General features: G+C 68.6%; 22 protein-coding genes. 8 read left to right on the forward strand and 14 right to left on the reverse strand.

Annotation, left to right across the window (positions count from 1 at the left end; translation table 11 throughout):
• Nucleotides 1–14 precede the first annotated feature (14 nt).
• The 3 genes from QSU92_RS12225 to QSU92_RS12235 are packed head-to-tail and all read right to left on the reverse strand — an operon-like array spanning nt 15 to nt 2,493.
• Complete coding sequence (locus QSU92_RS12225) at nt 15–992, reverse strand: glycosyltransferase family 2 protein (RefSeq protein ID WP_289262234.1); 978 nt, start codon at nt 990–992, stop codon at nt 15–17.
• Nucleotides 989–1,540, reverse strand: a complete 552-nt coding sequence (locus QSU92_RS12230) for an acyltransferase (protein WP_289262235.1) — start codon at nt 1,538–1,540, stop codon at nt 989–991. Before QSU92_RS12230 ends, QSU92_RS12225 begins: the two co-directional genes overlap by 4 nt.
• Complete coding sequence (locus tag QSU92_RS12235; protein WP_289262237.1) at nt 1,537–2,493, reverse strand: glycosyltransferase family 2 protein; 957 nt, start codon at nt 2,491–2,493, stop codon at nt 1,537–1,539. Before QSU92_RS12235 ends, QSU92_RS12230 begins: the two co-directional genes overlap by 4 nt.
• 248 nt (nt 2,494–2,741) lie before the next feature.
• Here QSU92_RS12235 and QSU92_RS12240 point away from each other — a divergent pair, with 248 nt between their 5' ends.
• The 4 genes from QSU92_RS12240 to QSU92_RS12255 are packed head-to-tail and all read left to right on the forward strand — an operon-like array spanning nt 2,742 to nt 7,875.
• Nucleotides 2,742–3,773, forward strand: coding sequence for a hypothetical protein (locus QSU92_RS12240; protein WP_289262239.1), 1,032 nt, complete (start codon nt 2,742–2,744; stop codon nt 3,771–3,773).
• A gap of 9 nt (nt 3,774–3,782) precedes the next feature.
• Nucleotides 3,783–5,354, forward strand: a complete 1,572-nt coding sequence (locus tag QSU92_RS12245; protein WP_289262241.1) for an O-antigen ligase family protein — start codon at nt 3,783–3,785, stop codon at nt 5,352–5,354.
• Nucleotides 5,351–6,199 (forward strand): glycosyltransferase, encoded by an 849-nt coding sequence (locus QSU92_RS12250; RefSeq protein ID WP_289262243.1) that lies wholly within the window; start codon nt 5,351–5,353, stop codon nt 6,197–6,199. The genes QSU92_RS12245 and QSU92_RS12250 overlap by 4 nt, the downstream gene beginning before the upstream one ends.
• The gene (locus tag QSU92_RS12255; RefSeq protein WP_289262246.1) at nt 6,199–7,875 is read left to right on the forward strand and encodes a lipopolysaccharide biosynthesis protein; all 1,677 of its coding nucleotides are present in this window, start codon (nt 6,199–6,201) and stop codon (nt 7,873–7,875) included. The genes QSU92_RS12250 and QSU92_RS12255 overlap by 1 nt, the downstream gene beginning before the upstream one ends.
• A gap of 13 nt (nt 7,876–7,888) precedes the next feature.
• Here QSU92_RS12255 and QSU92_RS12260 read toward each other — a convergent pair whose 3' ends face one another.
• The 7 genes from QSU92_RS12260 to QSU92_RS12290 all read right to left on the reverse strand — a co-directional run bounded on the left by QSU92_RS12260 (nt 7,889) and on the right by QSU92_RS12290 (nt 15,677).
• Nucleotides 7,889–8,575 carry a hypothetical protein gene (locus QSU92_RS12260; protein ID WP_289262248.1) on the reverse strand — a complete coding sequence of 229 codons (687 nt, stop codon included), beginning with the start codon at nt 8,573–8,575 and terminating at the stop codon, nt 7,889–7,891.
• Nucleotides 8,576–9,112: 537 nt separating this feature from the next.
• Nucleotides 9,113–10,084: a glycosyltransferase gene (locus tag QSU92_RS12265; protein ID WP_289262250.1), complete on the reverse strand. Its 972-nt coding sequence runs from the start codon at nt 10,082–10,084 to the stop codon at nt 9,113–9,115.
• Between the two features lie 80 nt (nt 10,085–10,164).
• Nucleotides 10,165–11,352: a glycosyltransferase gene (locus QSU92_RS12270; protein WP_289262252.1), complete on the reverse strand. Its 1,188-nt coding sequence runs from the start codon at nt 11,350–11,352 to the stop codon at nt 10,165–10,167.
• Nucleotides 11,349–11,906: an acyltransferase gene (locus QSU92_RS12275; RefSeq protein WP_289262254.1), complete on the reverse strand. Its 558-nt coding sequence runs from the start codon at nt 11,904–11,906 to the stop codon at nt 11,349–11,351. The genes QSU92_RS12270 and QSU92_RS12275 overlap by 4 nt, the downstream gene beginning before the upstream one ends.
• A complete protein-coding gene (locus tag QSU92_RS12280) occupies nt 11,903–13,054 on the reverse strand; it encodes a glycosyltransferase (RefSeq protein WP_289262255.1) in 1,152 nt (383 codons plus the stop codon). The genes QSU92_RS12275 and QSU92_RS12280 overlap by 4 nt, the downstream gene beginning before the upstream one ends.
• A gap of 118 nt (nt 13,055–13,172) precedes the next feature.
• On the reverse strand, nt 13,173–14,216 hold the full coding sequence (locus QSU92_RS12285; RefSeq protein WP_289262256.1) for an alpha/beta hydrolase family protein: 1,044 nt from the start codon (nt 14,214–14,216) through the stop codon (nt 13,173–13,175).
• A 48-nt stretch (nt 14,217–14,264) separates the two neighbouring features.
• On the reverse strand, nt 14,265–15,677 hold the full coding sequence (locus QSU92_RS12290; RefSeq protein ID WP_289262257.1) for a tyrosine-protein kinase domain-containing protein: 1,413 nt from the start codon (nt 15,675–15,677) through the stop codon (nt 14,265–14,267).
• Between the two features lie 54 nt (nt 15,678–15,731).
• On the opposite strand from QSU92_RS12290, the gene QSU92_RS12295 reads away from it, so the two are divergent.
• Nucleotides 15,732–17,132 carry a P-loop NTPase family protein gene (locus QSU92_RS12295; RefSeq protein WP_289262259.1) on the forward strand — a complete coding sequence of 467 codons (1,401 nt, stop codon included), beginning with the start codon at nt 15,732–15,734 and terminating at the stop codon, nt 17,130–17,132.
• 3 nt (nt 17,133–17,135) lie between these two features.
• Here the strand turns inward: QSU92_RS12295 and QSU92_RS12300 are convergent, their stop codons facing one another.
• On the reverse strand, nt 17,136–18,065 hold the full coding sequence (locus tag QSU92_RS12300) for a nucleotidyltransferase family protein (RefSeq protein WP_289262262.1): 930 nt from the start codon (nt 18,063–18,065) through the stop codon (nt 17,136–17,138).
• Between the two features lie 160 nt (nt 18,066–18,225).
• On the opposite strand from QSU92_RS12300, the gene QSU92_RS12305 reads away from it, so the two are divergent.
• A complete protein-coding gene (locus QSU92_RS12305; protein ID WP_289262264.1) occupies nt 18,226–19,839 on the forward strand; it encodes a hypothetical protein in 1,614 nt (537 codons plus the stop codon).
• 128 nt (nt 19,840–19,967) lie between these two features.
• The gene (locus QSU92_RS12310) at nt 19,968–20,711 is read left to right on the forward strand and encodes a hypothetical protein (protein ID WP_289262266.1); all 744 of its coding nucleotides are present in this window, start codon (nt 19,968–19,970) and stop codon (nt 20,709–20,711) included.
• A 24-nt stretch (nt 20,712–20,735) separates the two neighbouring features.
• On the opposite strand, the gene QSU92_RS12315 is transcribed toward QSU92_RS12310, so the two are convergent.
• From QSU92_RS12315 to QSU92_RS12325, 3 genes are all read right to left on the reverse strand, one after another.
• Nucleotides 20,736–20,870, reverse strand: a complete 135-nt coding sequence (locus tag QSU92_RS12315; RefSeq protein ID WP_289262268.1) for a hypothetical protein — start codon at nt 20,868–20,870, stop codon at nt 20,736–20,738.
• A gap of 157 nt (nt 20,871–21,027) precedes the next feature.
• Nucleotides 21,028–21,747: a hypothetical protein gene (locus tag QSU92_RS12320; protein ID WP_289262270.1), complete on the reverse strand. Its 720-nt coding sequence runs from the start codon at nt 21,745–21,747 to the stop codon at nt 21,028–21,030.
• A gap of 175 nt (nt 21,748–21,922) precedes the next feature.
• Nucleotides 21,923–22,492: a YdcF family protein gene (locus tag QSU92_RS12325; RefSeq protein ID WP_289262272.1), complete on the reverse strand. Its 570-nt coding sequence runs from the start codon at nt 22,490–22,492 to the stop codon at nt 21,923–21,925.
• A 190-nt stretch (nt 22,493–22,682) separates the two neighbouring features.
• On the opposite strand from QSU92_RS12325, the gene QSU92_RS12330 reads away from it, so the two are divergent.
• A complete protein-coding gene (locus QSU92_RS12330) occupies nt 22,683–24,254 on the forward strand; it encodes a sugar transferase (RefSeq protein WP_422880376.1) in 1,572 nt (523 codons plus the stop codon).
• Nucleotides 24,255–24,277 lie beyond the last annotated feature (23 nt).

The raw sequence follows: 24,277 nt of genomic DNA on the forward strand, positions 1-24,277 counted from the left end.
GGTGGCTTCGGGATCTAGGCCTCTGCGACGGTGACGGGCGCCGGATGAGCGGTGTCGCCGAAGAGTCCGGCCTTGGCGGACGGATACCCGGTGCGCCAGAGCGCACGCTGGTCCCACACGATCTGCCAGGTCGTGTCGCGGCGCCCGCGAAGTCGGTGCGGGAGCGCGCGAAGACCTGCACCCGCCTGGAGCAGGGCCAGCCCGATCGGAATCGTCCGGCGGCTCCAGCGCCGTCGGATCACGGTGGCCTTGCCGGCCATGACCATGCTCATCTTCCGCCCGCTGCTCGCGGTCGATCCGCCGACCGCGTGGATGATGGTGGCCTCGGGCACGATGACCGGGCGCATGCCGGCCGCAATGGCACGCGAGGAGAAGTCGGCGTCCTCCCCGTAGAGGAAGTAGGTCTCGTCCATCCCGGCGAGGAGTTCCCAGTCCGACCGGCGGATGAACAGCAGGCACCCGGTGATGATGGGCACCTCGCGGACGGTGTCGCGCTCCCACTTCCCGAGCGACTCCGGGTCGAAGAAGCGGTTCCGCTTGAAGGCGGTGGACAGGCCCGTCGCGAAGCAGGTCAGAGACCAGAGCGTCATCGCCCCCCAGCACGAGCTGGGATCGGTCGTCCCGTCGGGGCGCAGCGTGCGTCCGCCGTAGAGCCGGTGGCTCGGGTGCGTTTCGGCGAAGGCGAGCATGTTGTCGACGGCGCCGTCCAGCACGACGGTGTCGGGGTTCAGGAGCATCACCCACGCGGCGTGCGCGTGCGCGACGCCCAGGTTCACCCCCGCGGCGAATCCGATGTTCCCTCCCGCGTCGATGACCGTGATGTCGGGGAAGGTCGCCCGCAGGTGCGCGGCGCTGTCGTCGATCGAGCCGTTGTCGACCACGATCACCTCGAGGGGAGTCGTCGTCGTTTCGAGCAGGCTCGCGATGCTGGTGCTGGTCTCGTCGCGGGTGTTGTAGTTGACGATGATCACAGCGACGGCGGGCACGTTCACGCTGCGACCTCCTGGGGAGCCAGCGCGGGGTCGCGCCAGCCGATCACCCGCGCCGGCACCCCGCCGGCGATCGCCCCGGCGGGAACATCCTTCGTCACCACGGCGCCGGCGGCGATGATGGCCCCGTCGCCGATCGTCACTCCGGCGACCACCACGGTGTTGGCGCCGAGCCACACGTCGCGGCCGACGATGATGTCTTCCTCGATCTTGGGCTGATCCATGACGAACTCGCCGGGCACCGTGGCGTAGTTCGACGCGGTCAGAGTGACGTTCGGCGCCAGCAGGCACTTCTCGCCGAAGACGATGCGGCCGGTGCTGTTGCCGGCCCAGATCACGCTGTGCTCGCCGATGTGGGAGCCGGCGCCGATCGTGATGCGCTCGGCGTTGCGGAACGACACGTTGGGGGCGAAGCTGACGTTCTCCCCACGGTTGAGCTTGGCCACCTGCTGCACGTGCGAGTACGACGCGAAGTAGAGCAGCCGCACGGCCTGGAGGTAGGTCTTGGGGTTCAGGAAGGCGCGCAGCGCAGGGCTGAGTCGACCGCTCATCCGATCACTCCTTCCGTGCTCAGCGGAACCTCGGCGGGCGGGTTTGTGTCGGTGAAGACCTGGCCGTCCACGGCCAGCCGTCGGCCCTCGGAGAAGCCGCGGCGCAGTCCCCGCAGATAGGCGACCTGGCCCGTGCGAGCCCGCGCAGACCGGAGGCGCCGGGCCAGCCGGGTGAGGGCCCGGCGCACGACGACGGCGGTGACCGCACGGCCCGCCGATCGGTCGAGCGTCAGCCACTTCGCGCACATCGCGCCGATTCCCAGCCCGTAGTTCTCGTTCAACCGCACGTAGTCGTCATCCCCGCGGGTGAAGACGTGGGTGACCACGGCCTGCGGCACGCGGACCACACGCGACCCTGCCCGCAGCACCCGGCACAGCATGTCCATGTCCTCGGCGCCGCCGAAGCGGCGCCCGGCGCCCAGAACCGGATCGAATCCTCCGAGCTCGACGGCGAGGGAACGGCGGAAGGCCATCAGCGCGCCGTGACCGGCATCGAGTCCCTCGGTCACGCGTTCCAGCGTCACCGCCGGACCGGTCGGTGCCGCACTCGTCGCGGTGTGGTCGCGGAGGTGCCCGGTCGTCGCGCCGACCGCGACGTCGGCGAACGGGGCCACCAGGGGAGCGAGGGCGTCGGATGCCAGTGCGCAGTCGTCATCGGTGAAGACGACGATCTCGCGTGCGGTGGAGCGCAGGCCCAGGTTCCGGGCGATCGAGAGCCCGGGGACGTCGGAGCGCACGTATCGCACGCCGGCGGCATCGGCGACCTCGCGGGTGCGCGGATCGCGCGAGGCGGAGTCCACCACGACGATCTCGGCGTCACCCGCTGCGGCCCGCGCCGCCACCAGCGCGTCGCGCAGGAGCTCGGGGCGGTCGCGCGTGCAGATCACGAGCGCGACGGATGCTGCTTCGACGACGAGTTCGTCGCGAGCAGCATGATGACGAGGCGCGGCCATAGATCCCCAGTTCCCCCGGCCTGAAGCGGTGTGCGTCCCCCTGCGCACCGCTATGGCTCTAGACTTGCGGTAACCCGCGTCAGACTGCAACTTGAGTGCGCGTTCTGTCATGGGTCTTTCCATGCTGTTTACACACGTGCAACAAACGGGTGGAACAGTGACTACTGCGGCTCAACATGGCGTCGCGTCGGTGTGAGCCATGGGGACGGCTCACGCCCGATTTACATCTTCGGGGGGAGAAGGTGCCCATGGATCAGCCCACTTACGTTCGCAGGCTTCTGAATCAGAAGGTCCTGCTCATCATCGGACTCGTCGTGTCGGTCCTGGCCGGCCTGCTGGCCGGCTTCACGATCGTCGACGGACAGGTCCAGTCGCGAGTGACCAAGACCTACATGGCCGCGTCCACGGTCTTGCTGACATCACCTCAGCCCGACATCTTCCAGACGGAGATCCCGGGCGTGACGCAGGAAGTGCCCACGGACGGCACCGCGCCCACGGAGCTGGTCGTCCGCGAGCCCACGCCGCTGAACCTCAGCCAGAGCGCGATCATCCTGGCCTATCTCGCGTCCTCGGACGAGGTCATCGATGCCGCCGCCCAGGCTGTCGGCGGGTTCGAGGACGGCGATGGCGTCACGGCCGTCCGCCGCACGACGCAGCCCGCGGGAGACGAGCGCTTCGGCGGCCGCCTGGAGTTGCCGATCATCGACATCACCGGTGTCTCGACGTCGGCGGAGCGCGCGGAGGAGATCGCGGCTGCCGCGACCGTCGCGTTCAACGACCTCGTCGTCGCGCAGCAGAACCAGTGGGAGGTGCCGGAGAACATCCGGCTGGCCCTCGATGAACTGAATGCGCCGGTCGCCGACGAGGGTGAGGGGAGCAACCCCGCGATCCCGGTGATCGTCACCACGGTGGGCGTGTTCCTGCTCTTCATCGCCCTGGCGCTGCTGATCGAGGCCATCCGCGACCGTCGTCGGCGGCGGTCCGCGCCCGACGATGACGACGCGCCGGCAACGAGGCGTCGCACCGGCCCCGTCGAGACGCTCGACACCACCGAGGCGTCGTCCGACGACGACATCGTGCCCGCTGAGGAGCCGGTCCGCACCCGCGAGCCCGTTCCCGTCGGTGCCGCCGACTCCGACGAGCACAGCGCCCCGGCGCGGTCGGCGCGCTCCATCCGCCGGCGTTCGCGCGGCGCCACCGACGAGCGGTCGGACGACCTCCGATCGGTGCTCGTCATGGATGACGATGACGAGGACGACTCCTCGGCGCGCCGTCCGTAGGGCCCGATCGTGACTGTGTCCGGGACCACCTCGGCCACGCCGCAGCCGTCCTCGACGAGTTCGTCGACCGGCGGTGAGCGGCGTGGAACCAAGCCGCTCGACATCGTGCTCGGTGTCGTCGTCGGCGCGCTCGTCATCGTCGCGGTGCTCTTCGCCGAACCCGTGATCATCGGCGGCGTGCTGCTGGTGGTGTGCGGTCTGGCCGTCTTCCGCCGCCAGTTCTTCAACTGGACGACGATGCTGTTCCTCACCGCGGCGGTCGTGCTGTTCATCCCGATCCGTCGGTACGCGCTGCCGATCGAGGTCGGATTCGCGCTCGAGCCGTACCGGGTGCTCATCGCGGGGCTCCTCGTCGCGGCGGCGGTCGCCTTCCTCGGCCGCGGACGCGACCGGTGGAAGCCCACGGTGTGGGGATGGCCGGTGGCCATCTTCCTGTGGACGATGTTCGCCTCGCTGATGATCAACTCCGTCGCGCTGACGCAGTCGGGCCTCATCACCGGTGGCTTCGCCAACGTCTTCCAGCTGAGCTTCCTGCTGTCGGTGATCTTCCTCACCCGGCAGATGCTCTCGACCGAGACGATCACGATGGTGCTGCTGAACGTCATCGTCTTCGGCGGCGCGATCATCGGCTTCTTCGCCTTCGTCGAGCGCGTCACCCGGCAGAACGTCTTCCTCATGCTGGCGAACTTCCTGCCGCTGACGATTCTGCGCGACGATGCGGAGTCGATCCGTGCCGGCGGCAACCGCGCGTACGCGTCGTCGCAGCATCCGATCGCGCTGGCCGTGCTGTTCTGCATGATCATCCCGATCGCGATCTACCTCATCAAGTACAGCCCGTGGCCGCGGTTCTCCTTCACCCGGAAGCTCGTGTACATCGGCGCGATGGGCGTGACGATGATCGGCATGCTCTCGGCGGTCTCGCGGACGGGGGTGGTGACGCTCGGCGCGATGTTCCTGTTCACGCTGATCTTCTGGCCGAAGGTCGCGGGGATCCTCGCTGCCGTGGGCGTGCCGATCGCGGTGGTGGTCGGGCTCCTTCTGCCACAGCTGTTCGAATCGATGGTGCTGTCGCTCTTCGACATCGAAGGGGTGATCGCGTCGCAGCTCACGAGCCCGGGAATGGCCGGTCAGGGGCGTCTGGCCGACCTTCCCGAAGCCTTCGCCGAGTTCGCCGCCGCGCCGCTCGCGGGGACGGGCCTGGGCAGCCGGATCGTCGTGGGCGACGAGGCGAACGCGCAGATCCTCGACAACCAGTGGCTCGGCACGCTTCTCGAAGCGGGCATCCTCGGCATCATCGGCCTCGCCGCGCTCCTGGTGTACCCGATCGTGCGGATGGTGCACTTCTCCTTCCGCTCCGACGCGCCGATCCACCGCAAGCACCTGACGTTCGCGATCGCGACGTCGACCGTCGGCTATGCGGCGGCGATGTTCTTCTACGACGCCTTCGCGTTCATGCAGACGCTTCTGCTGCTGGCGATCCTCTACGCCGTCGCCGCGTGGGCGATGACCACGCCGGCGGACGGCTGGACGCCGCCTCGCCTGCGTCAGCGGCCGCGCGAGGCGGTGGGGGCCACGGCATGACCGCTCTCACCGTCGTCGTTCCCGCGCACGACGAGGAGGCCCTGATCGAGGGCACCCTTCGACGGATCCTGTCCGTGCCGGCCGGCGAGATCGATCTCATCGTCGTGGCCAACGGCTGCTCCGACGCCACCGCCGAGCGCGCGCGGAGCGTGGAGGGCGTCCGGGTGATCGAGACCGCGCGGGCATCGAAGATCGCCGCGCTCAACGCGGGCTCCGACGCGGTGGAGACGTACCCGGTGGCTTTCGTCGATGCGGATGTCGCTGTCGACGGCCAGGTGCTCCTCGAGCTGGCCCGACGGCTCGACGACGATGCGGTGGCACTCGTGGCCGCCCCTCGTCTGCGCGTGCTGCCGTCGCGATCGTGGTGGGTGCGTCAGTACTACCGTGTCTGGGCGCTGACCGATTACCGCACCACGGCGCACGTCGGCTCGGGCATCTACATGCTGAGAGAGGCCGGCCGAGAGCGATTCGGTGAGTTCCCCGACGTCATCGCCGACGACCTCTTCGTGCAGCGACTGTTCGCGCCCGACGAGCGCCTCGCGGTCGGTGATCTCGAGTTCACGGTGCAGGCACCCGCGACCCTGCGCGCCCTCGTCGGCAGGAACGGCCGCATCGCGGCGGGCAACCGCCAGCTCGCGCAGGAACGCCCTGACCTCACCACCGGGGAGCGCGGGACCGGTGTGTCTCGCCTGGCGCGCCGGGTCGCTCCGCGGCCGGGGCTCTGGGCCGGCTTCGTCGTCTACTCGGTCGTGTACCTGCTGGCCCAGCGGCGGGGAGAGCGGATGCTGCGCAGCACCGCCCCGGTGCAGTGGACCCGTGACGACACCACCCGGGTGGTGAGCTGATGACGACGACGAACCTCGCCCACAAGGCTTCGCGGGGCATCATGCTCACCATGGGCGGGCTGTGGGGCCGTGCCCTGCTGCAGATGCTGTCGACGATCGTGCTGGCGCGGCTGCTCACCCCGGCGGACTTCGGCCTCATCGCCATGGTCGGCGCCGTCATGGGCATCGCCGAGCTGGTGCGCGACTTCGGCATGACCGGTGCGATCATCCAGGCGCAGAACCTCAGCGAACGCGTGTGGCGGAGCCTGCTGTGGCTGTCGGCCTTCTTCGGGCTCGCCCTGGCGGGCATCGTGGCGCTGTCGGCGCCGTTCGTCGCCATGCTCTACAACGAGCCGCGGCTCGTGGAGATCACGCTGCTGATGGCGCCGGGGGTGTTCCTGAGCGGGCTCGTGATGCCGCTGCAGGCGCGCGCGACGAAGGACCTCAAGTTCGGCACCCTCGCCTCGCTCGATGTCTCGACGATGCTCGTCGGTGTCATCGCCGGTATCGTCACCGCGTTCCTCGGCTGGGGCTTCTGGGCCCTCGTCGCGATGGCCGGGGCGCAGTTCATCGTGCGCCTGGTCGTGCTGTGGGCGATCGTGCGGCCGAAGTTCGGCCCGCCGCGCATCGTCAAAGAGACCTGGGCCCTGGTGGGAACGGGCGGCAGCATCTTCGGCGCCGAGCTGCTCGGGTACGCCGAGAAGAACATCGACAACGTCATCATCGGTGCCCAGCTCGGCCCGACGGCGCTCGGACAGTACTCCCGCGCCTACGCGCTCTTCCTCCTTCCGCTCCAGCAGATGAACGGCCCGCTCGGCCGTGTCGCGCTGCCGGTGCTCAGCACCCTGCGCGAGCAGGGCGAGCGGTACCGCCGCTACATCCGCAGCGCGGCCCTCGTCATCGGGTACCTCACGCTGCCGACCTATGCGATCGCCGCTGCGGTCGCCCAGCCGCTCGTGCTGCTGCTCCTCGGCCCGAACTGGTCGACGGCGGCGACGATCTTCGCCCTCCTCGGCATCGCCGGGTTCGGGCAGGCGATCGGGCGCCTGCGCACCTGGATCTACATCTCCCTCGGCCATTCCCACCGCCAGTTCGTCTACGACCTGGTCGCCCGGCCGCTCATCATCGCCGGGTACCTGTTCGGCATCTGGTGGGGAGGGCTCTACGGGCTCGTCATCACCTACGGCATCATGACGCTCATCCTGCTCGTGCCCGGTTTCGCCTTCGCGATCCGCGGCACCTTCGTGCAGGGCCGCGACATCTGGGGACCGATCCTGCGGCCGGCGTTCATGGCCATCATCGCGTTCGGCGCAGCCTTCGGCATCACCCGGCTGCTGCCCAACGAGATCGCGATCCTCGAGATCCTGCTCGGCATCGCCGCCGCGATCGTCTGTGTCGGGCCGCTGTTCCTCTTCCGCGCCTACCGCGGCGATGTGGCGCAGCTGATGGAGTTCGTCAAGCGCATGCGCAAGCCGCCGCGCAAGCCCGCCGCCGGCTCTGATGCCAGCGCTGAGGCGGACGCCGAGCCGCTCACGGCGCCCGTGGAGCCGGAGACCTTCGCCGAGGCGGCGATGGACGAGCCGGTCGTCCGCGAGGAGGAGGGCATCGTGCGACGTGACCACTCCGACCGCGGCCCGCACGACAGTCCGCGCCCGAGCGCGATGACCCGTCGCGAGTACCGGCGTCAGACCGACTGAGCTCGGGGAGGGTTCACCACTGCCAAAGGTCGCGCAGGGTGGGGACCTCGTAGTCGGGGATGGCCTGCTGGCTCATGATCTGCTCGGCCGACCATCCGGCGACCGCGGTGTCGACATTCCACGTGCCCGAGATGCTGGGCTGCTGCGATGACTGGGGGGCGTAGCTCAGCGTGCTGTTCTCCACGCGCGTGAAGCCCATCCGCCCGATCGCCCCGCACACCACCGTGTCGGTCAGCTGCACGTCGCGGCAGCCGCCCGAGAACGCGTTGGGGACGCCCTGGTAGTCGCCGGGCCGCAGCGGGAAGATCTTCCACGGGAGTTGATCGCCGAGGATCAGGCAGTGCTCGTAGACGGCCGAGCTCACCTTGTCCTGCAGCAGCTCCGCCGCGTTCGACGAGCCGTAGTCCACACAGTCGACGCTGGTGAACGGGCCGAACGGGCCCGACCCGGTGCCTTCGAGCTGGATGGTGTCGCAGTGCGCATCCGAACCCTCGGGCTTGACCGACGGGCCAAAGACGCAGCCGTAGCGCGAGATGTCGACCATCTCGTTCTCGTCGGTGGGGCGGATGCCGACGGTGTCCTCCGGGTTCTGGCGGAAGCCGAGCACCAGCTCGTAGAACGCCAGGTCGCGCCCCCCGCGGGTGACGCTGAGCGCGGAGAGGCGGCTCCATCCGACCTGGATGCCCGAGCACTCGGTCATCGTCAGACCGCCGGCGCCGACGAAGCCGAACAGGGACAGTCTTGCGCACTTGTCGATGCGGCTGCCCTCGGTGGCGAGACTGACCGAGCCTGAACCCCTCGAGCGGAGCGATCAGCACGTTGCGGCTCCACTCGGTGCTGCCGAGGTTCGCCAGGACGGCGGGGGCGGATGACCCCGAGCCGCCGCCTGCGAGCGTTCCGGGCTTCACTCGGATGACCGCGCCGGCGGCGACATCTTCCGGGGTGAGGCTCTCGATCTGCCGGGCGATGTCGTCCCAGTCGCACTCGGCGAGCAGCTCGGTGCCGGCACGCTCACCCAGCCAGGGCAGGTCTTCGGGGTAGTGAGTCGCGTTGGGCCCATAGGAGCGGGCGGCAGCCGGACGTGCCGACGTCGCCGGGCCCGTCTCGCTGGGGCCCGGCGACGTCGGTGTGGGCGATGGTGTGCGGGTGGGGGTTCGCGTGGGCCCGGCGCCTGCCGGGCCCGACGGCGAACACGCCGCGGCCGTGACGGCCACGGCGGCGGCGAGCCCTGTGGTGATCAGGGTGCGGCGGCCGAGCTCATAGCCCATGTAACTCCCGATTTCCGTATGAGTGTGAAGGGCGGCGGCGAGGTGTGAGCCACGGAACGATTGGCGGCCTCGACGAGATCGCCGGCTTCCAGGGTATCGGGAAAGCGCATCATCGCCAGTCCGCGACGGTTGAGCTCGCGGGCCACCTGTGCCTGGTGGCCGTCGATGTGCTCGTGTCGTTCGGCGACCCGGGGCACGAGGATCGGGTACTTCCCGACCTCCAGCGCGCTGAGAGCCGCACCGACCCCGGAGTGGGAGATGATGACGTCGGCTTCGCGCATGGCGGTGAGGAGCTCTGCGTGCGGCACGCTCTCCCGCGCCTCGATGCCGAGGTGCGACACATCGGCGTCGCCGGTCTGCCACAGCACCTCGTCGAAGTCCTTCACCAGCGGCGCCACGGCCTCGAGCATCGAGGTGAAGGGGTAGCCCTCCTGCGTGCCCACCGAGACGACGGCGCGCTTGGGCGCGCGGGCGGGTGTCTGCAGCGGCCCGGTCTCGAACTCGTCGAACACCGATCCGCCGTAGTGCCACTTCTCGTCGGCCCACGCCTGGTACTGCGTGTACGTCTGGATGCCCGGCACGCGCGAGATGATCTTGCCGGTCACCGACGGTCCGTCAGCCCGTGCGGCGCTTTCGATGTAGTGCGTCGAGATGCGGCGCATCGCCGCCTGCGGCAAGAACGCCACCGCCGGGCTCGAGCCGGTGCTCACCGCCTCGACGATGTTGTACTTGCGGAACACCGATGCTGCCAGCGGCAGCAGCTTCAGGAAGTTCTTGCCGTCGCGCGGTGCGGTGAAGGGGGCGTAGACCACTTCGCGCCCCTCGAGCAGAGATTCACTGAGTCCGTTCTTGAACGTCACCCAGAGCTGACGGTCTTCGGGATAGCCGAGTCTTTCGGCGAAGCCGGCGAGTTGCCGGAGGTGTCCTCCCCCAGAGCACACCAAAAGGATTCGTTCTGCAGTCCCCACTGCGATTCCCCCAGTCCAGTTTCTTCACTCCGAGCGAGCGCCCGGAGCGTCTGTCATCGATCGATAAGCCCCAGAATTTGTCGATGACGGGTCGTCCACGCGTTCGCGGTGACGAATCGGGCGCGTTCGCGCTCGTCTTGAATGCCCTGCTCGAGCGCCTCATCGATGAGGCCCACGAAGTCCGTGACGGACGGGGCGAGATGGACGAGGTCGCCGAGACCTCGGACGGGTCGAAGATCGGTCGCGAGCACCGGGCGTCCCGCCGCCAGGTATTCGTAGACCTTCAGGGGGCTCATCGCTTCGGTGAGCGGTGTGGTGCGATGAGCGAGAAGGGTGAGCTCGGTGTTTCGGAGCACCGAGACGACCTCGGCGCGCCCGACCTCACCACGGATGTGGATGTTCGGCTCGTCGCGCAGCGGCGCGATGTACTTCGCGCTCGGCGCGGGCCCGATGAGCACGAGGTGCAGATCGCGCCGCGCGCGGGCGAGCGCGACGAGACCGTCGATGTCGAGGCGCGAGTCGAGCGTCCCGACGTACACGGCGCGCGGGCCGGGGATCTTGTCGAACCAGCGCGCGGGCTCGGGCTGAGGGCTCAGCCACTCGGCCGGCTCGATGCCGTTCGGCACCACGGCATGCGGGCCGGTGGGCTCGATGCGGTCGATGATCTCCTGCGAGACGGCGGCTACTGCGCGGCCGCTCTCGGCGATCCGGCGGTATGCCTCTTTATATGCGGGCCAGTACCGTCGCCGTGCCGGCGAGCTCAACCAGTCGTCCCGGGCGTAGTACAGGGCAGGACCTGCCCAGTCCAGCTCGGTGAAACCACCGACGAGCGGGCTCGCGGTCACGAAGCTCGGAGTGGTCAGCTGCGCCTCATCAGCGGCCCGCTTGAGGATCTCCTCGTAGTCGGAGTAGACGCGGGCGACCTCGGTCACCTCGGTCGGGTCGGCGCGGGCGAGCCGCAGCGGGCTCACGTGCCGCACCTTCTCGGTGGTGCGCGGCCGGTGCGCGAAGTCGATGATGCTCCGGGCCCAGCTGGTGGTCCACGAGCGGAACGGATCGGCCACGAGCACGCGGCGCACGTCGGGTGAGGCGATGAGCGTCGACACCAGTCGGTCGGGCGGACGCATCATGCCGCGCTTCTGGGCGTCGGCGAACGACTCGTACGAGAACGTGAAGACGAAATCGCGCGAGGGCTTCCTCGACACCTCGGGGGTCGGAGGCGTGGCATCGGCCAAGGTCATGGGAGCTCCCGGAGAATGCGTGCGGGGACTCCGGCGGCCACTGTGCGATCGGGCACGTCCGATCGCACGACGCTGTTGGCGCCGATGACGCTGCCGCGTCCGATGGTCACGCCGGGCATCACCACGACGTTCTGTCCGAGCCAGGCACCGCGCTTGATCAGCACGGGTGCGATGCGGTCGAGGGGCTGATCGCGAATGGGAACTCCCGGGTCGGCGAAGCCGTGCGAATGGTCGGAGATGTAGCATCCGCGGGCGATGGCGACCGCCTCTTCGATCTCGACGCGCTCCACGGCGGAGATCGACGTGGTGTTCATGCGCACGCGGTCGTGGAGGATCAGGTGAGGTCCTTTTCCCTGCGCGTGCGGGACGGTCAGCCACGATCCGGCGCCGACGAGAACGCGCTCGCCGATGCTGATGTGCGCCGTGCCCGACAGGCGGGAGGGGAGGAGGATGCGCGAGCCGCGCCCGAAGTTCGCGAAGCCGCGCGCGGCAATGGCGGTGAAGACCAGGTCGCGGGTGCGCTGGATGCGATTGAGGATGTCGACGGTGTTCACCGTGCCACCCCCTCGGGGGCGGTTTCGTCGGCGGGAAGACGCTCGAAGACCTCGACGGCCGGGGGGATCGCGTCGTCGGCGATGAGGGCGTGGGTGACCGCGACGAGCCGGGCCACGTAGTCGGCCTCGCTCAGGCCGCGGCGAGCCGCGACGTCGGGGTCGCTCAGCGGCGGGTCGGCGATGGCCGCTTCGATTCCGCGCACGAACCCGTCGACGTCGCCGACGGGGACGAGAGTGGATGCGGCGTCGGCGAGGTATTCGTCGATGCCGCCCGTGTCGCTGGCGACCACGGGCACACCGGCCGACACGGCTTCGATGGCGACGGTGCAACCCGAGGCGTGACGGTTCGGGCGCAGCGGCAGCGCGACCACCGTGGCGTCGGCGTAGGCGTCGGTGAGGATCTCGCGCTGCGTGACGGAGCGCACCTGCACGTTCATCGGCCACGACATGGCGCGCACGTCTTCGGAGAGCGAGATGACATCGAAGTCGGCTTCGGGCAGGCGTTTCGCGACGGCGGCGACGAGCGGCCAGTCGCGATGCCGGTCGTTTCCGACGACGAGCACGCGAGGAGGAGTGGGGGGATCCGTCTCGGCGGTGCTGGTCTCGGCGGTGCGGGGTTCTGCGAAATGGGTTCCGAACGGCAGGCGCACGACGCGGCGCCCGGGAACGGCCTCGAGGGCGGCGTCGCGGTTGACGCGGCTGAGGACGACCTCGACGTCGACGTGCTTCAGCAGACGGGTGAAGAGGGCACGGCGGGGCGCGGAGACCCCGGGCCAGAGGTCCCACAGCCACACCGATTGGGCGATGAGGCGAGCGCGGTAACGGCGCGGCGCCAGCATGCGCAGCAGCGCGACGGCGAGGTGCTCGCGTTCGGTGTGCGTCCAGACCACGTCGCTGCGGGCGATGAGCGCGCGATTGCGCCAGACGTGCACGAAATCGAATCCGAGAATGCGGCGCACGGTCATGCGCCACCAGTGGGCGAGGGAGTTTTCGGCGCGGTCAGCCGACCACTCGAGCTCGAACGATGGTTCGGCAAGGTGGTACGCGTACGGCGTGGCATCGGAGACTTCCCCCCGAGCATGCCGCACTCTCCAGGCGGTCGCGTTCAGCCCATGCCGAACGACGATCGCCACACGTGGTGAACCCATGTGTGTGTCCCAAATCCCCCCGACGTCGTCGGGTCGACGTCGATGTATCCACCGTATCGGTGATTCCAGGGCTCGCCGAATGCTGTAACCTGATCGTCTTTTGCCGTGCACATGGCCTTTACAGGCCGGGCGTGAGCACCGAATCGAACGCTTCGACCACGATGTTCGCCACCTCGGAACGGTTGGGCGACAGGCCGTGGTCGGCGCCGTCGATGATGATCGCCTCGGACTCGTTGCCGGTGGCCCGCCAGGCCTCGGCGGTCTGCTCCGACCACTCCGGAAGGGTGGTGTCGTCCGCGCCGCCGTGGATGAGCAGCAGCGGCTCGGTCGCCCGGTCGAAGAACGTGATCGGCGAGACATCCTGCCAGTACTGCGGGTCTTCAGGCGGGGCGGCGGATCCGGTGAAGAGCTCGTCGGCCTCTCCGCTGTCGATGTACTGCTGGATGAGTCCGCCGAGGTCGGAGGTCGGCGCCGAGAGCGCGATGACGAGGTCGGCGGCGCCGGGCGCGATGACGGCGGCGTCGATGGCGAGCAGTCCGCCGAGGGAGTGCCCGACGAGCCCGACGCGTTCGGGGTCGACTCCCTCGACCTCTCCGCTGCGCAGCATGCGGAGGGCGTTGACGACGTCGAGGGCCATGCCCCAGTCGAGGTAGGTGGTCCACCCGAAGTTCGGGTCGATCGCAAGGCTCGACGTGTCGGCGGGGTCGGAGCCGGCGTAGCCGCGCATGTCGACCGCGAGCACGGTGTAGCCCGCTTCGAGCAGGGCCCGCTGCTCGGCGATGAGGTCGCCGCCGGGTTCGTAGTCGGCGGGGTCGACGCTGCCGTGGACGGCGACGACGGCCGGTCGGGGGCCGTCGCCGGGCGGTGTGCGCAGCACCCCGGTCACGTTCGTTCCGCCGCTGTCGTAGCTGACCAGCACCGCCGTCTCGTCGGCGATCGCCGTCGCCGGCTCACCGAGCACGAGCTCGGGAGTGGATGCCGGGGCGTCGATCATCGTGCGGAGCGTCGACGTGTCGACCGGCTCCGCCTCGGTCACGGTCGGTGTCGGCGTCGGTTCGACGACCGGTTCCGGCGCGCAGCCGGCCACCACGATCACGGTCGCCGCGACGAGCGCAGCCGAAAAAATGCGTGCGCGGTTCCCCCACGCGCGAGCGTCCCCCATGCCTGGAGATTACCCGGCGAATGTTTCCAGTTTTGACAGCGGGCGTCCTCAGCCGCGCGTCCCGGCCGCCGACTGGCCGGCGTCGACGGCGACCCCGGCCGACTCGTATCCGTAGTTCTCGTAGGCCGCTCGACCCCGCTTCGGCATCTTGTTCAGCACGAGACCGAGGACCCTGCCGTTGACGCGACGGATGTTCTCAACCGACCGGTCGAGCATCTCGTGCGTCGTGCTGCCCACCGAGGCGACGATGAGTGCGCCTCCGGTCGCGGTCGAGAGCACCGCGGCGTCGCTGACCAGGAGCGTCGGAGGCGAGTCGACGATCACGAGGGCGTGCTCGGTGAGCGAGGTGATGAGATCGCGCATGCGCTGCGACCCGAGCACTTCGCTCGGGTTCGGGGGGATGCGTCCCGAGGTGAGCACGTACAGGTTCCGTGAGCCGGCGACCGGCTGCACGACGTCGCCGGCGGTGGCCCGCCCGGCGAGGATGTCGGTGAGGCCTGCGCCTTCGGGAAGGCCGAACAGCTGCGCGATCACCGGGCGGCGAAGGTCGGCGTCGACGAAGACGACCCGCTGCCCGGCGGCCGCAAGGCTCATCGCGAGGTTGGCCGCGGTCGTCGACTTGCCGTCGCCGGGCACGGGGCTCGTGACGACGATCGAGCGCGGCGGGTTGTCGACATCCATGAACTGCAGATTCGTGCGCAGCTCTCGCATCGCCTCGGTGAGGGCTCCGCGCGCGATTCCCCCGGTGCCGGCAAAGTTCAGCACCTCGCGGCGGTTGTCGAGGTCGCGCTCGAGGGGCAGGGTGCCGACCACGGGGATGCCGGTGGCGCGCTCGACGTCGCCGGCGCTGCGCACCCGACTGTCGAGCACGCTCCGCAGCACGGCGTAGCCGATACCGAGGGCGAGGCCCACGAGCGTGCCGAGCGCCAGGTTCAGCGCGGTGTTGGGGGAGGACGGTGAGGTGGGAAGACGCGCGGAGTCACCCGGGATGAGGGTGACCGGGGCCGATCCCGGCGAGCCGTCGCCCTCGATCGCGTCGATCTGGGCGGTCATGCCGCGGATCCACGCCTCGGCCAGGTCGCGTGCGGCTTCGGGGCTCGACGCGGTGGCGGCGACATGAATGACCACGGTGTCGAGGGGGTTCGAGACCTCGACCGAGCGGACGAGCGCTTCGGGGGTGGTCGAGAGCCCGAGATCGGTGATCGCCGACTCGGCGACAGCCCGCCACGAGCCGATGTCGAGGTACGAGGTGACCTTGCTCCGGGCGAGCTGGTCGCCCACGAGAGACGATGTCGTCTCGCCCGACAGCCCGCTGGCCGTGACGTATCCGCTCGCGGTGGCGGTGTAGACCCGTGGCTGCAGGGTGTTCCAGCCGAGGGCGACGGCGAAGCCGAGCGCGGTGAGCAGCACGACGCCGACCCAGTGCGTGCGGAGGATCCGCAGGTAGTCACGCAGTTCCACGGGCTCCCCAATCGCAGCGCGGCACGAGCGCAGTACGCCCGTACACTAGCGCCTGTGTCGGCCGGTCTCGTGATCCACGCCCTGGGTGCGCGGATCGGTGTCGACCTCGCGGCTCTCCGCGACGACCAGCGTGCCGCGGTGCGTGACGCCTGGCGCGACGCGCTCGCCGATGCGTCCGACGACGCCCCGGTCGACCTCTCGATCGCTGTCGAGCTTCGCCCCGACACCGCCTGGTTGCTCGCGGGCCTCAGCCAGCGCATCACCCGCGAGGCGATCGATCACCGGCGCGGTGAGGGATGGATGCTGCATGCCGGCGCCGTCGCCGACGATCACGGTTCGGTGGTGATCCTCGTCGGGCTCTCCGGTGCCGGCAAGACCACCGCCGTGCACGCTTTGGGGCGCGACTTCGCCTACGTGAGCGACGAGACGGTGTTCATCGGCGACGACGGCACGGTGCTGCCCTACCGCAAGCCCCTGTCGCTGCTCGAACGGCGGCGCGGCCCGAAGGCCGAGCGGTCGGCGACATCCCTCGGCCTCGCCCTGCCGCTTCCCAGCACCGCCCTGCGGGCGCGGGTGATCGTGCTGCTCGACCGTCAGGCCGCCGCATCCGTCAGCCCTCGGCTCGAAGACGTCGAACTTGGTGATGCCCTGCCGGCACTGGTGGCGCAGTCGAACTACCTCGGTGACATGTCGCATCCGCTTCGCACCATCGCGCGGCAGGTCGGCGCGATCGGGGGAGTGGTGCGGGCGGTGTACCACGAGGCATCCGATCTGCGTCCGCTTCTTCGAGAGCTTCTGAAGGGCGAACGCCCCGCGGGCCCCGACGAGGTCGTGCCCGTCGACGTGGTCACTCGACCCGCCGACGCTGAGCTCGGAGTGCGGCCCGATCCGGTGCGCTTCACCCGCGCGCCCTACGACGACGCGCTGGCGCTGCGCGACCCCGACCGCATCGCCGTCTTGCACGACGGGGTGGTGAGCGTCCTCGCCGGGATCGCTCCCGTCCTGTGGCGGGCAGCCGACGATGCGACGCCTGCGGCCCTGACAGCAGCCACGGTGACGGCGATCGGACCCCCCACCGAGGGCGACAGATCGGCGGCGGAGCGCGTCGCGGCGGCGCTCGCCGAGCTCGTCGAGGTGGGAGTGCTGACCGAGCGCGTCGCGCGCTGGCAGGTGAGGGCGGATGTCGCCTGGACCGACGACGGAGAGCATGTGATGGCCCTGGCGCTCGCCGACTGGCGGCGGAGCGTTCCGCTGGCGATCGGGGGATCGGGGGCCGTGATCTGGCGCGAGTTGGCGGCGCGCCCCGGGCTGACCACCTTGGCCCTGACCAACGCCGTCGCTGCCGCGTTCGAGCGTGACGCCGCGGAGGTGTCGGAGTCGGTGGCGGTGTTCCTCATCAACCTCGAGGCCTCGCACCTCGTCGAGATCGTGGAAGACGACGCTGACGGTGCCTGATCGTCAGGTGCGAGGCCTGTCGCCGCGTCCGTGGCGCAGAGCGCGCAGCGCAGCGGGCAGTGTCTGCATCCCTCGTCCGTAGCGCTGCGCGCGGGCCCAGAGTTTCGCGGGGACGGTGTCGGGTGTCTCGGGGTGGGTGACGAGTAGGTCGTGGTCGCTCGGCCAGATCGCTCGCACGGCGATGACTGCTCGCTCACGTGCGCGGGCCTTGCGCAGTGCGGCGAACCAGAAGTAGGTGCCGTATCCACCGGCGGCGATGCGTTCGCGCCACTCCTGCAGCTCGGGGGAGGAGAGCTCCGCGGTGGGTGCGGCCGCGTCCACCCCGAGTCGGGGGAGCACCTCGTCGAGCGTGGCGGCGCAGCCGGTGCGGCGCGCGAGGTCCCCCAGCTCGTCTCGCTCTATCCCGGTAAGTCGGACGGTGGTCACCAGGTGCTCGAGTTCGGCGCGGTGGCGCGGCTGGTTGGTGCCGCCTCGCAGGGAGTGCAGGGCGAGGATGAGCAGCGAGCCGAGCCGGTCGGGGATCGCGCACTCCTGCCGGGCGATCCGGATCGAGACGCGACGGCGCCAGAGCAGGTCGAAGACGTCGGACGGGTCGGCGAGGAATCCCGGAAAGGAGTGGTGGATATCGAGGTCGCACGGCCACGACGGGTGGATCAGGCTGCGGGAATGGAGGGTGAACCGCGAACTGGCGAACGTCGCCGGTCGCTCGTCCCAGCCCGCCCGATTCAACGCGTCGATGTACTCATCGAACCGGACGGGGTCGACCAGCACATCGACGTCGCCCGAGGTGTGGTCGGGTCGAAGCCGATGGGCGGTCAGCGTCGGTCCCTTGAGCGCGAGGAGCCGGATTCCGAGGTCATCGGCGACCCGCTGCGACCACGCGTGACCGAGGGGGACGGCCGCGCGGATCGGCAGATCCACCGTGAGTGACACACCGCCACGTTATCGGCGCGGCCCGCCCAACGAGCGGTGACGAGGCCGGGTCTTCGGAGGTTCGCTATGCAAACGCTATGTTTCGAGCGCGCGCGCCGCAACAAAGTCGGAAAGCACATGCCCTAGCATGCAAGCGAATCGAACTGGATAGGGGACGACCATGTCTGATCTCGGCCGGCTCCCGGTGAGCCGACGAACTCTGCTGCAAACGAGCGTGTGGGTCGCGCCGGTGATCGCGTCGGCTGTGGCCGTTCCGTCACGGACGACGTCGCCGCCGACGGAGCCGACGGCGATCGCTCGGGCCGATGAGTTCGAGGGGTACACCGCGCTTACGGTGGAGTCGACCGAGGCGGGCATTCCGCTTCCTGCGGGGACGTACCTCTTCATCGCGACCGGTGGCGTCTCGCCGACGGCTGAGGTCCTGCGCGTCACTCCGGATCTGGGCGGCTACGTCACGCCGGCAGCTTCGGGTGAAGATACGGCGGTCGTCGTCCTTCCCGATGGTCACGTCGTCTCCACGTTCACGGTCTACCTGCTCAGCGAGCTCATTCCAGCGACAGTCGATCCGACCGCCACGCTGACCGTCGCCATGGATGCCGGGATCGGTGCCTCCATACCGATCCAGGGCTCCTTCGTCGACCCCGGTCCGGGGGCGACCGTCTTCGGCCCCGCGGGGACCAATTGGCCTGACGGTAGCCGTACCCCGCGGGTCACGGACACCTTCGATCGTGTTGTCGAAGTCCCACCGTCGTGGACCGAGATCTCGCGGGAGATCAAGAGCTCGCTTGCTACTCACCCCAACGGCAAAGTGAAGATCCTGGTGGAACCGGGCGAATTCGCGTTCGGTTCGGGCTCAGGTTCGACGGACGGGGGAGTTCTTCAAGACGTCCTTGGCGCGGGCCGTCCGTGGCGGATTCTCGTCGTTCCGCGAGACGGGTGGGGGACGGTCCGGGGAACGGGTACGGTCGCCGACGCGGCGACACGCGGATATGCGTTCGTGAATGTGCATGGAGTTGCGCTCGCTGGGTTCGACTTCACGTCTCAGGGGGTGCTCGTTCGAAATAGCAGTGATTTCGCGTTTGCCTGGTCGACGTTCGGCACTTTGGGTGTCACCGCGAACGACAGCGACACAACGGGAATCGAGTTCGTCGAGTGCGTGCTACCTGATCAACTCGACATCGGCTCGGACCGGATGGCTCTCAGAGCTGTAGATGGGTGGGCGATCGACGGGGTGACGATGCGTGGCTGCTACGTGGCGCCCGCGTACAAAGCCGCCGACGACCTCAAGGCCCACACCGACACCATTCAGCTGGACGTGCTGAGTGAGGGGCGCATGCGGAACATCACGATCGCCGACACGGTCCTTTTCCCCTCGAGCTCACAGACCATCCAAGCTGCGCGCAACGAGAACATCACGATCACTCGATCGGCGATCCTCGCGGGCTTGCGTGGGACGGGGCGCTATCCGCTCGGCCCCGACCGCCATGTGATGGTGGGCGAGAACGCGCTTTGGGGTGGAACCAACGCGGCGACGGGTGTCGTTGTCTCCGACAGCGTCATCATGGGGTCGATCGATTCAGATTGGTCGTTTGCAAGCGTGACCAACACCATCATCTCCAAGCCGACGCCCGCCATCCCTGCCTCCGGCTCGTTCACCGTCGACCCCACTCTGCCGGCCCAGGACACTCCGATCGACCCGGCCTGGCTGGCACAATACGCCCCGATGCCCAACTCCGCACGCCTGTCGCAGATCTGGGCTGAGCTGGCCGCCTGACGTTGTCGGATCCCGATTTGGTGAACAGCGGGTGAACACCCCTAGACTCACGGCTTAACGCGGGGGCTCACGCTCCACCGACCGCTTCGGTCATCTTCCCCGCAGCCGAGTGCTACTGGGGGGTAGTCGTGCGCTCATTCTCGGGATCTCTGGGGAGTCTCTGGCGGTGGTTCATCCACGACCAGCGCGCCGTGCAGGTGATGATCGTGCTGGTCATCGGCATCGATCTGCTGCTGGGTCTCACCCATGTCGTGATCATGACCTTCTTTGACGCGCCCAACGTGTGGCGCATCGACATGGACTGGAGCTTCGCCGAGGCCTACCAGTACATGAAGTACTTCTGGGTGGCGGCGCTGCTCGTCTGGTACGCCCGTGCGACGCGCGGCTGGGCCATCCTGGCGTGGGTGCCGCTCATCGTGTTCTTCCTTCTCGATGACGCGATGCTGTTGCATGAGCAGGCGGGGCTGTGGTTCGCCGCGCAACCGTGGGCGTTCGATGTCGGTCCGCTGAGCGCTCAGACCGTCGGTGAGCTCGGCTTCGTCGCCGTGATCGGCGCCGTGCTGGTCATCCCGATCGTCGGGCTCTACGCGATGTCGAGAGCCCGCATGCGGTGGATCTTCCGGCTGCTGGCCGCGATCGTCGTGGCGTTCCTGCTCTTCGCGGTCGTCGTCGATGCCGGGCACAGCCTGGTGCAGAACATCCGCATCCTCGACCGGTCGTTCGGCTTCATCGAGGACGGCGGCGAGATGATCCTCTTGTCGCTGCTCGTCCTGGTGGTGTTCCGTCTGAACATCGGCGGCGGCACGCTCGGCTTCAGCCTCTCGCGTGCCGACACGGCCGCACCCGTGGCATCCGTCGTCCGCCCCGCCTGATCCACGACGGTCAGCCGGCTGAGATCACCGCGTCGCGTTCGCCCACTCCTCGAGTTCGGCTTCGCGCGCGGCATCTTCGACGATGCGGTGCGACAGAAGCAGGTAGGCACTCACGGCCACCACGATGATCGTGCCGGCGACGTAGGCGAGGACTCGCATCGACTCTCCTCCGCAACGTTGCTGGGCTTCCCAACCTAGTCGAGCGGAAGTGAGCAGGGGCGGCAGGCGCGCTCGGCGCGTGACAGCATCGCGCCCCGCCGACGCGTCGCTGTGGGGCGACGCGCCAGACGGGGCGCGGTGACGGCGCCTGTGCCGGTCAGGCCTTGCGTGACCTCACCAGCAGCGTGCCGCCGACGATGAGTCCGCCGGCAAGGACGGCGATGCTCAGCGTTGTTCCGATCGCCATACCGGTGGCGGCGAGCGGCGGGGTGTCAGATCCGGCGGGCACCGGCGTGGGCGAGGCGGACGCGCTCGGCGTCGGCTCGGGGGTCACGGTCGGAGTGGTCGTCGGAGTCGGCGTCGGCTCGGGCGTGACGGTCGGAGTCGGCGTCGGCTCGGGCGTCACCGGCGGGGTGGGAGTCGGCGTCGGGGTGGGGGTCGGCGGCACGTCGCAGCCGATGACCGTGACCCGCGGGTCGGGGTAGGTGACCATGCCCGAGGTCCAGTCGATCTCTCCCGGGTTGCTGGCGTCGCTCGCCCAGGCCTGTGCCGAGGTGCGCTCGAGGTCTTCGCAGGGGTGCCCCTGCACGATGGTCGTCCAGGTCTCGGTCTCACCCGGTTCGACGTACTCGACGTCGGACTTGTAGGTGCGACCGTCGGGCCCGTACAGCTCCGCGAAGCCGTAGATCGGCACCGCTGAGGTGTTGGTTCCGGTGACCGTCGCACGGATGGTGGTCTCGCCGGTCCATTCCAGGACCGCACTCACCTCTGCCGTGATCCCGTCGCCGGCGGCGGCCACAGCGGTACCGGCGATGGCGCCGGTTGCGAGTGTGCCCACGATGGCGGTGCCGATAAGTGCGCGCGTTGAACGCTTCATTCTGTTGTATCCCCCGATAGTCCGGGGGGCATCTGCCCGCGGCGCACTCGAAAGGCGTCGCGGCAGCGTCGCCCCAAGTTCATTCGACGATAGCGGCAAACGCTCGCCCACTGAAAATCCGCTATGTAAATTCTTTGTTCACATTCGGGCCGACGCGCGTCAGCAGAACGTGTGTTCACCGGCACGCGGTGAGCGCCGCCTTGACGAAGCCGCCGGTCTGATAGGCGAACTGGTACAGCCAGCCGCCGAGGGTGATCCTGTCGGGCGCGGCGACGACGGTGGCGTCGTTGACCCCGCATTCGGTCGCGATGAAGCGGGTGCGCGAGACGTGCGGGGTAAACGTGACGATGACGGCAGTTGCGTCGGCGCCGTACTCCTCACGGAGCAGCATCATCTCGCCTTCGGTGGTGAAGGGCTCGGGATGTTCGCACTGCACGCCGTCCCTTCGGCAGACGCTGAGCTCATCGGCCGACTGCGCTCCCTCGACGGGGACGGAGATGAGGATGTCGTCGGCGACGCCCTCGTCGCGCAACTGCTCGGCGAGCGCGATGCGCTCCCTGGTGGGGGGACCGATGACGTAGATGACATCGGCGCTCTCGGGCGGGGCGGATTCAGGCGGGTAGACGTAGAGAGCGATAGCGGCGGCGATGCCGACGCTTCCTGCGATCAGCGTTGCGCCGGCAGCGGCGAGCACGCGGCGGGCGAGCCAGCGTGGTCGCTGTCCCATCGTCTGCGTTGTCTGCACTGTTGGAGGGTACGTGGGTGACGTGTCCGCGGGGTTACGCCGGGAAACCGGACCGAGGGCTCAGTAGCTGGAACTTGCGCCGGCCGTGTGTCGCAGCCACCGATCGTTTCGCCCGCGTAACCACGCCGACACACGCCCCCTGTTAGTGTTCCAGTCGGGGACGGATTCGCCTGGGGCGGAAAGGCATGACGTGACGTCGACGGTGGGAATCGACGCGACATCGGAGTCGTTGCAGGGCGAAAGAGCGGATGGCGGTGCGCGCCGCCCTCCGCTGGCCGCTGCCGGTATCGCGGCGGGCCCGACAGAGGTGACAACTCGCGGGCCGCAGCACTGGCGCCGGCTCTATGCCCGCCGCTTGTGGATCAGCGACCTGCTCGTTTTGAGCTGGACGGTTTTCGGCACCCAGCTGCTGTGGTTCGGGGTTGACAGTGCGGCGGTTGACACGAGTCGATCTCTGCAATCGGTGGAACTCTCCTACTGGATGTTCTCCGGCATACTCGTCGCACTATGGATGTGGGTGCTTTCCCTCATTGATTCGAGGGACCACCGAATTATCGGCAACGGCAACGTTGAGTACGTCCGTGTCGCCGATGCAAGCCTTCGATTGTTCGGCGGTATCGCGATCGTCGCCTTCTTGCTCCAAATCTCGATCGCTCGCGGATACTTGCTGATGGCGTTGCCGCTTGGAATTGCCATGCTGGTACTCGAGCGCTGGCTCTGGCGCCAGTGGCTGATCGCCCAACGATTCAAGGGCGAATACTCCGCGCGGGTTCTTCTTGTCGGTTCGGAGCAGTCAGTCACGCAGATCGCGCGCGAGCTGCTACGTTCCCCAAACGCGGGTTATCAGGTGGTCGGTGCCTGCGTCCCATCGGGCAGGATCGCGGGAACGATCGCTGGGACGGACATCCCGGTCATGGGAAGCGTGGACGCCGTCGAGCGGGCTGTCGCCATCACCGGTGCAGACACGGTCGCCGTGACCGGCACCGACGAACTTCCGCCCGACAAGGTCAAGCAGATTTCCTGGAGCCTCGAGGCTGGGCGTCAGCACCTCGTTCTCGCCCCGAGCATCGTCGACATCGCAGGCCCTCGCCTGCACACTCGACCCGTTGCGGGGCTTCCACTGATCCACGTCGAGACGCCGAAGTTCAGCAAGGGACAGCGCTTCATCAAGCGCAGCGTCGATCTTACCGCGTCGTTGTCCGGGATCATCCTGATCAGCCCACTACTCATTGCCCTGGCGCTGACCGTCAGGCTCACAAGCGAAGGACCGGTGTTCTTCCGCCAAACCCGCGTCGGGCTGAAGGGCCGCGAGTTCTCCATGATCAAATTTCGCTCGATGGTCGTCGACGCCGAGGAACGTCTCGCCGAGCTGGAGAATGCCCATCGCGACGCGGGCAACGAAGTGCTCTTCAAAATGAAGAACGACCCGCGTGTGACGCCTATCGGGCGGGTGATGCGCAAGTTCAGTCTCGACGAGCTACCACAGCTGCTCAACGTGCTGGGCGGGTCGATGTCGTTGGTTGGGCCGCGGCCGCCGCTGCCGAAGGAAGTCGCGCAGTACGCCGACCATGTGCACCGGCGCTTCCTCGTGAAGCCGGGCATCACGGGTCTTTGGCAAGTGAGTGGTCGCTCTTCTCTGTCGTGGGAAGAATCGGTGCGCCTCGACCTGTCGTACGTCGAGAACTGGTCATTGCTGAGCGACGTCGCGATCCTTTCGAAGACCGCCAAAGCCGCGTTAGCGCCGGGGGAGACTGCGCATTGACGACCTACTGACGACCAACCTAT

Source organism: Microbacterium sp. ET2, assembly GCF_030347395.1.
Taxonomy (GTDB): domain Bacteria; phylum Actinomycetota; class Actinomycetes; order Actinomycetales; family Microbacteriaceae; genus Microbacterium; species Microbacterium albipurpureum.

Bases quoted from the DNA above. Each gene is read 5' to 3' on its own strand.
- QSU92_RS12230 (WP_289262235.1), bottom strand. From the start codon at position 1,540: ATGAGCGGTCGACTCAGCCCTGCGCTGCGCGCCTTCCTGAACCCCAAG.
- QSU92_RS12235 (WP_289262237.1), bottom strand. From the start codon at position 2,493: ATGGCCGCGCCTCGTCATCATGCTGCTCGCGACGAACTCGTCGTCGAA.
- QSU92_RS12285 (WP_289262256.1), bottom strand. From the start codon at position 14,216: ATGGGGGACGCTCGCGCGTGGGGGAACCGCGCACGCATTTTTTCGGCT.
- QSU92_RS12280 (WP_289262255.1), bottom strand. From the start codon at position 13,054: ATGGGTTCACCACGTGTGGCGATCGTCGTTCGGCATGGGCTGAACGCG.
- QSU92_RS12270 (WP_289262252.1), bottom strand. From the start codon at position 11,352: ATGACCTTGGCCGATGCCACGCCTCCGACCCCCGAGGTGTCGAGGAAG.
- QSU92_RS12320 (WP_289262270.1), bottom strand. From the start codon at position 21,747: ATGAAGCGTTCAACGCGCGCACTTATCGGCACCGCCATCGTGGGCACA.
- QSU92_RS12260 (WP_289262248.1), bottom strand. From the start codon at position 8,575: ATGACCGAGTGCTCGGGCATCCAGGTCGGATGGAGCCGCCTCTCCGCG.
- QSU92_RS12315 (WP_289262268.1), bottom strand. From the start codon at position 20,870: ATGCGAGTCCTCGCCTACGTCGCCGGCACGATCATCGTGGTGGCCGTG.
- QSU92_RS12255 (WP_289262246.1), top strand. From the start codon at position 6,199: ATGACGACGACGAACCTCGCCCACAAGGCTTCGCGGGGCATCATGCTC.
- QSU92_RS12305 (WP_289262264.1), top strand. From the start codon at position 18,226: ATGTCTGATCTCGGCCGGCTCCCGGTGAGCCGACGAACTCTGCTGCAA.
- QSU92_RS12240 (WP_289262239.1), top strand. From the start codon at position 2,742: ATGGATCAGCCCACTTACGTTCGCAGGCTTCTGAATCAGAAGGTCCTG.
- QSU92_RS12250 (WP_289262243.1), top strand. From the start codon at position 5,351: ATGACCGCTCTCACCGTCGTCGTTCCCGCGCACGACGAGGAGGCCCTG.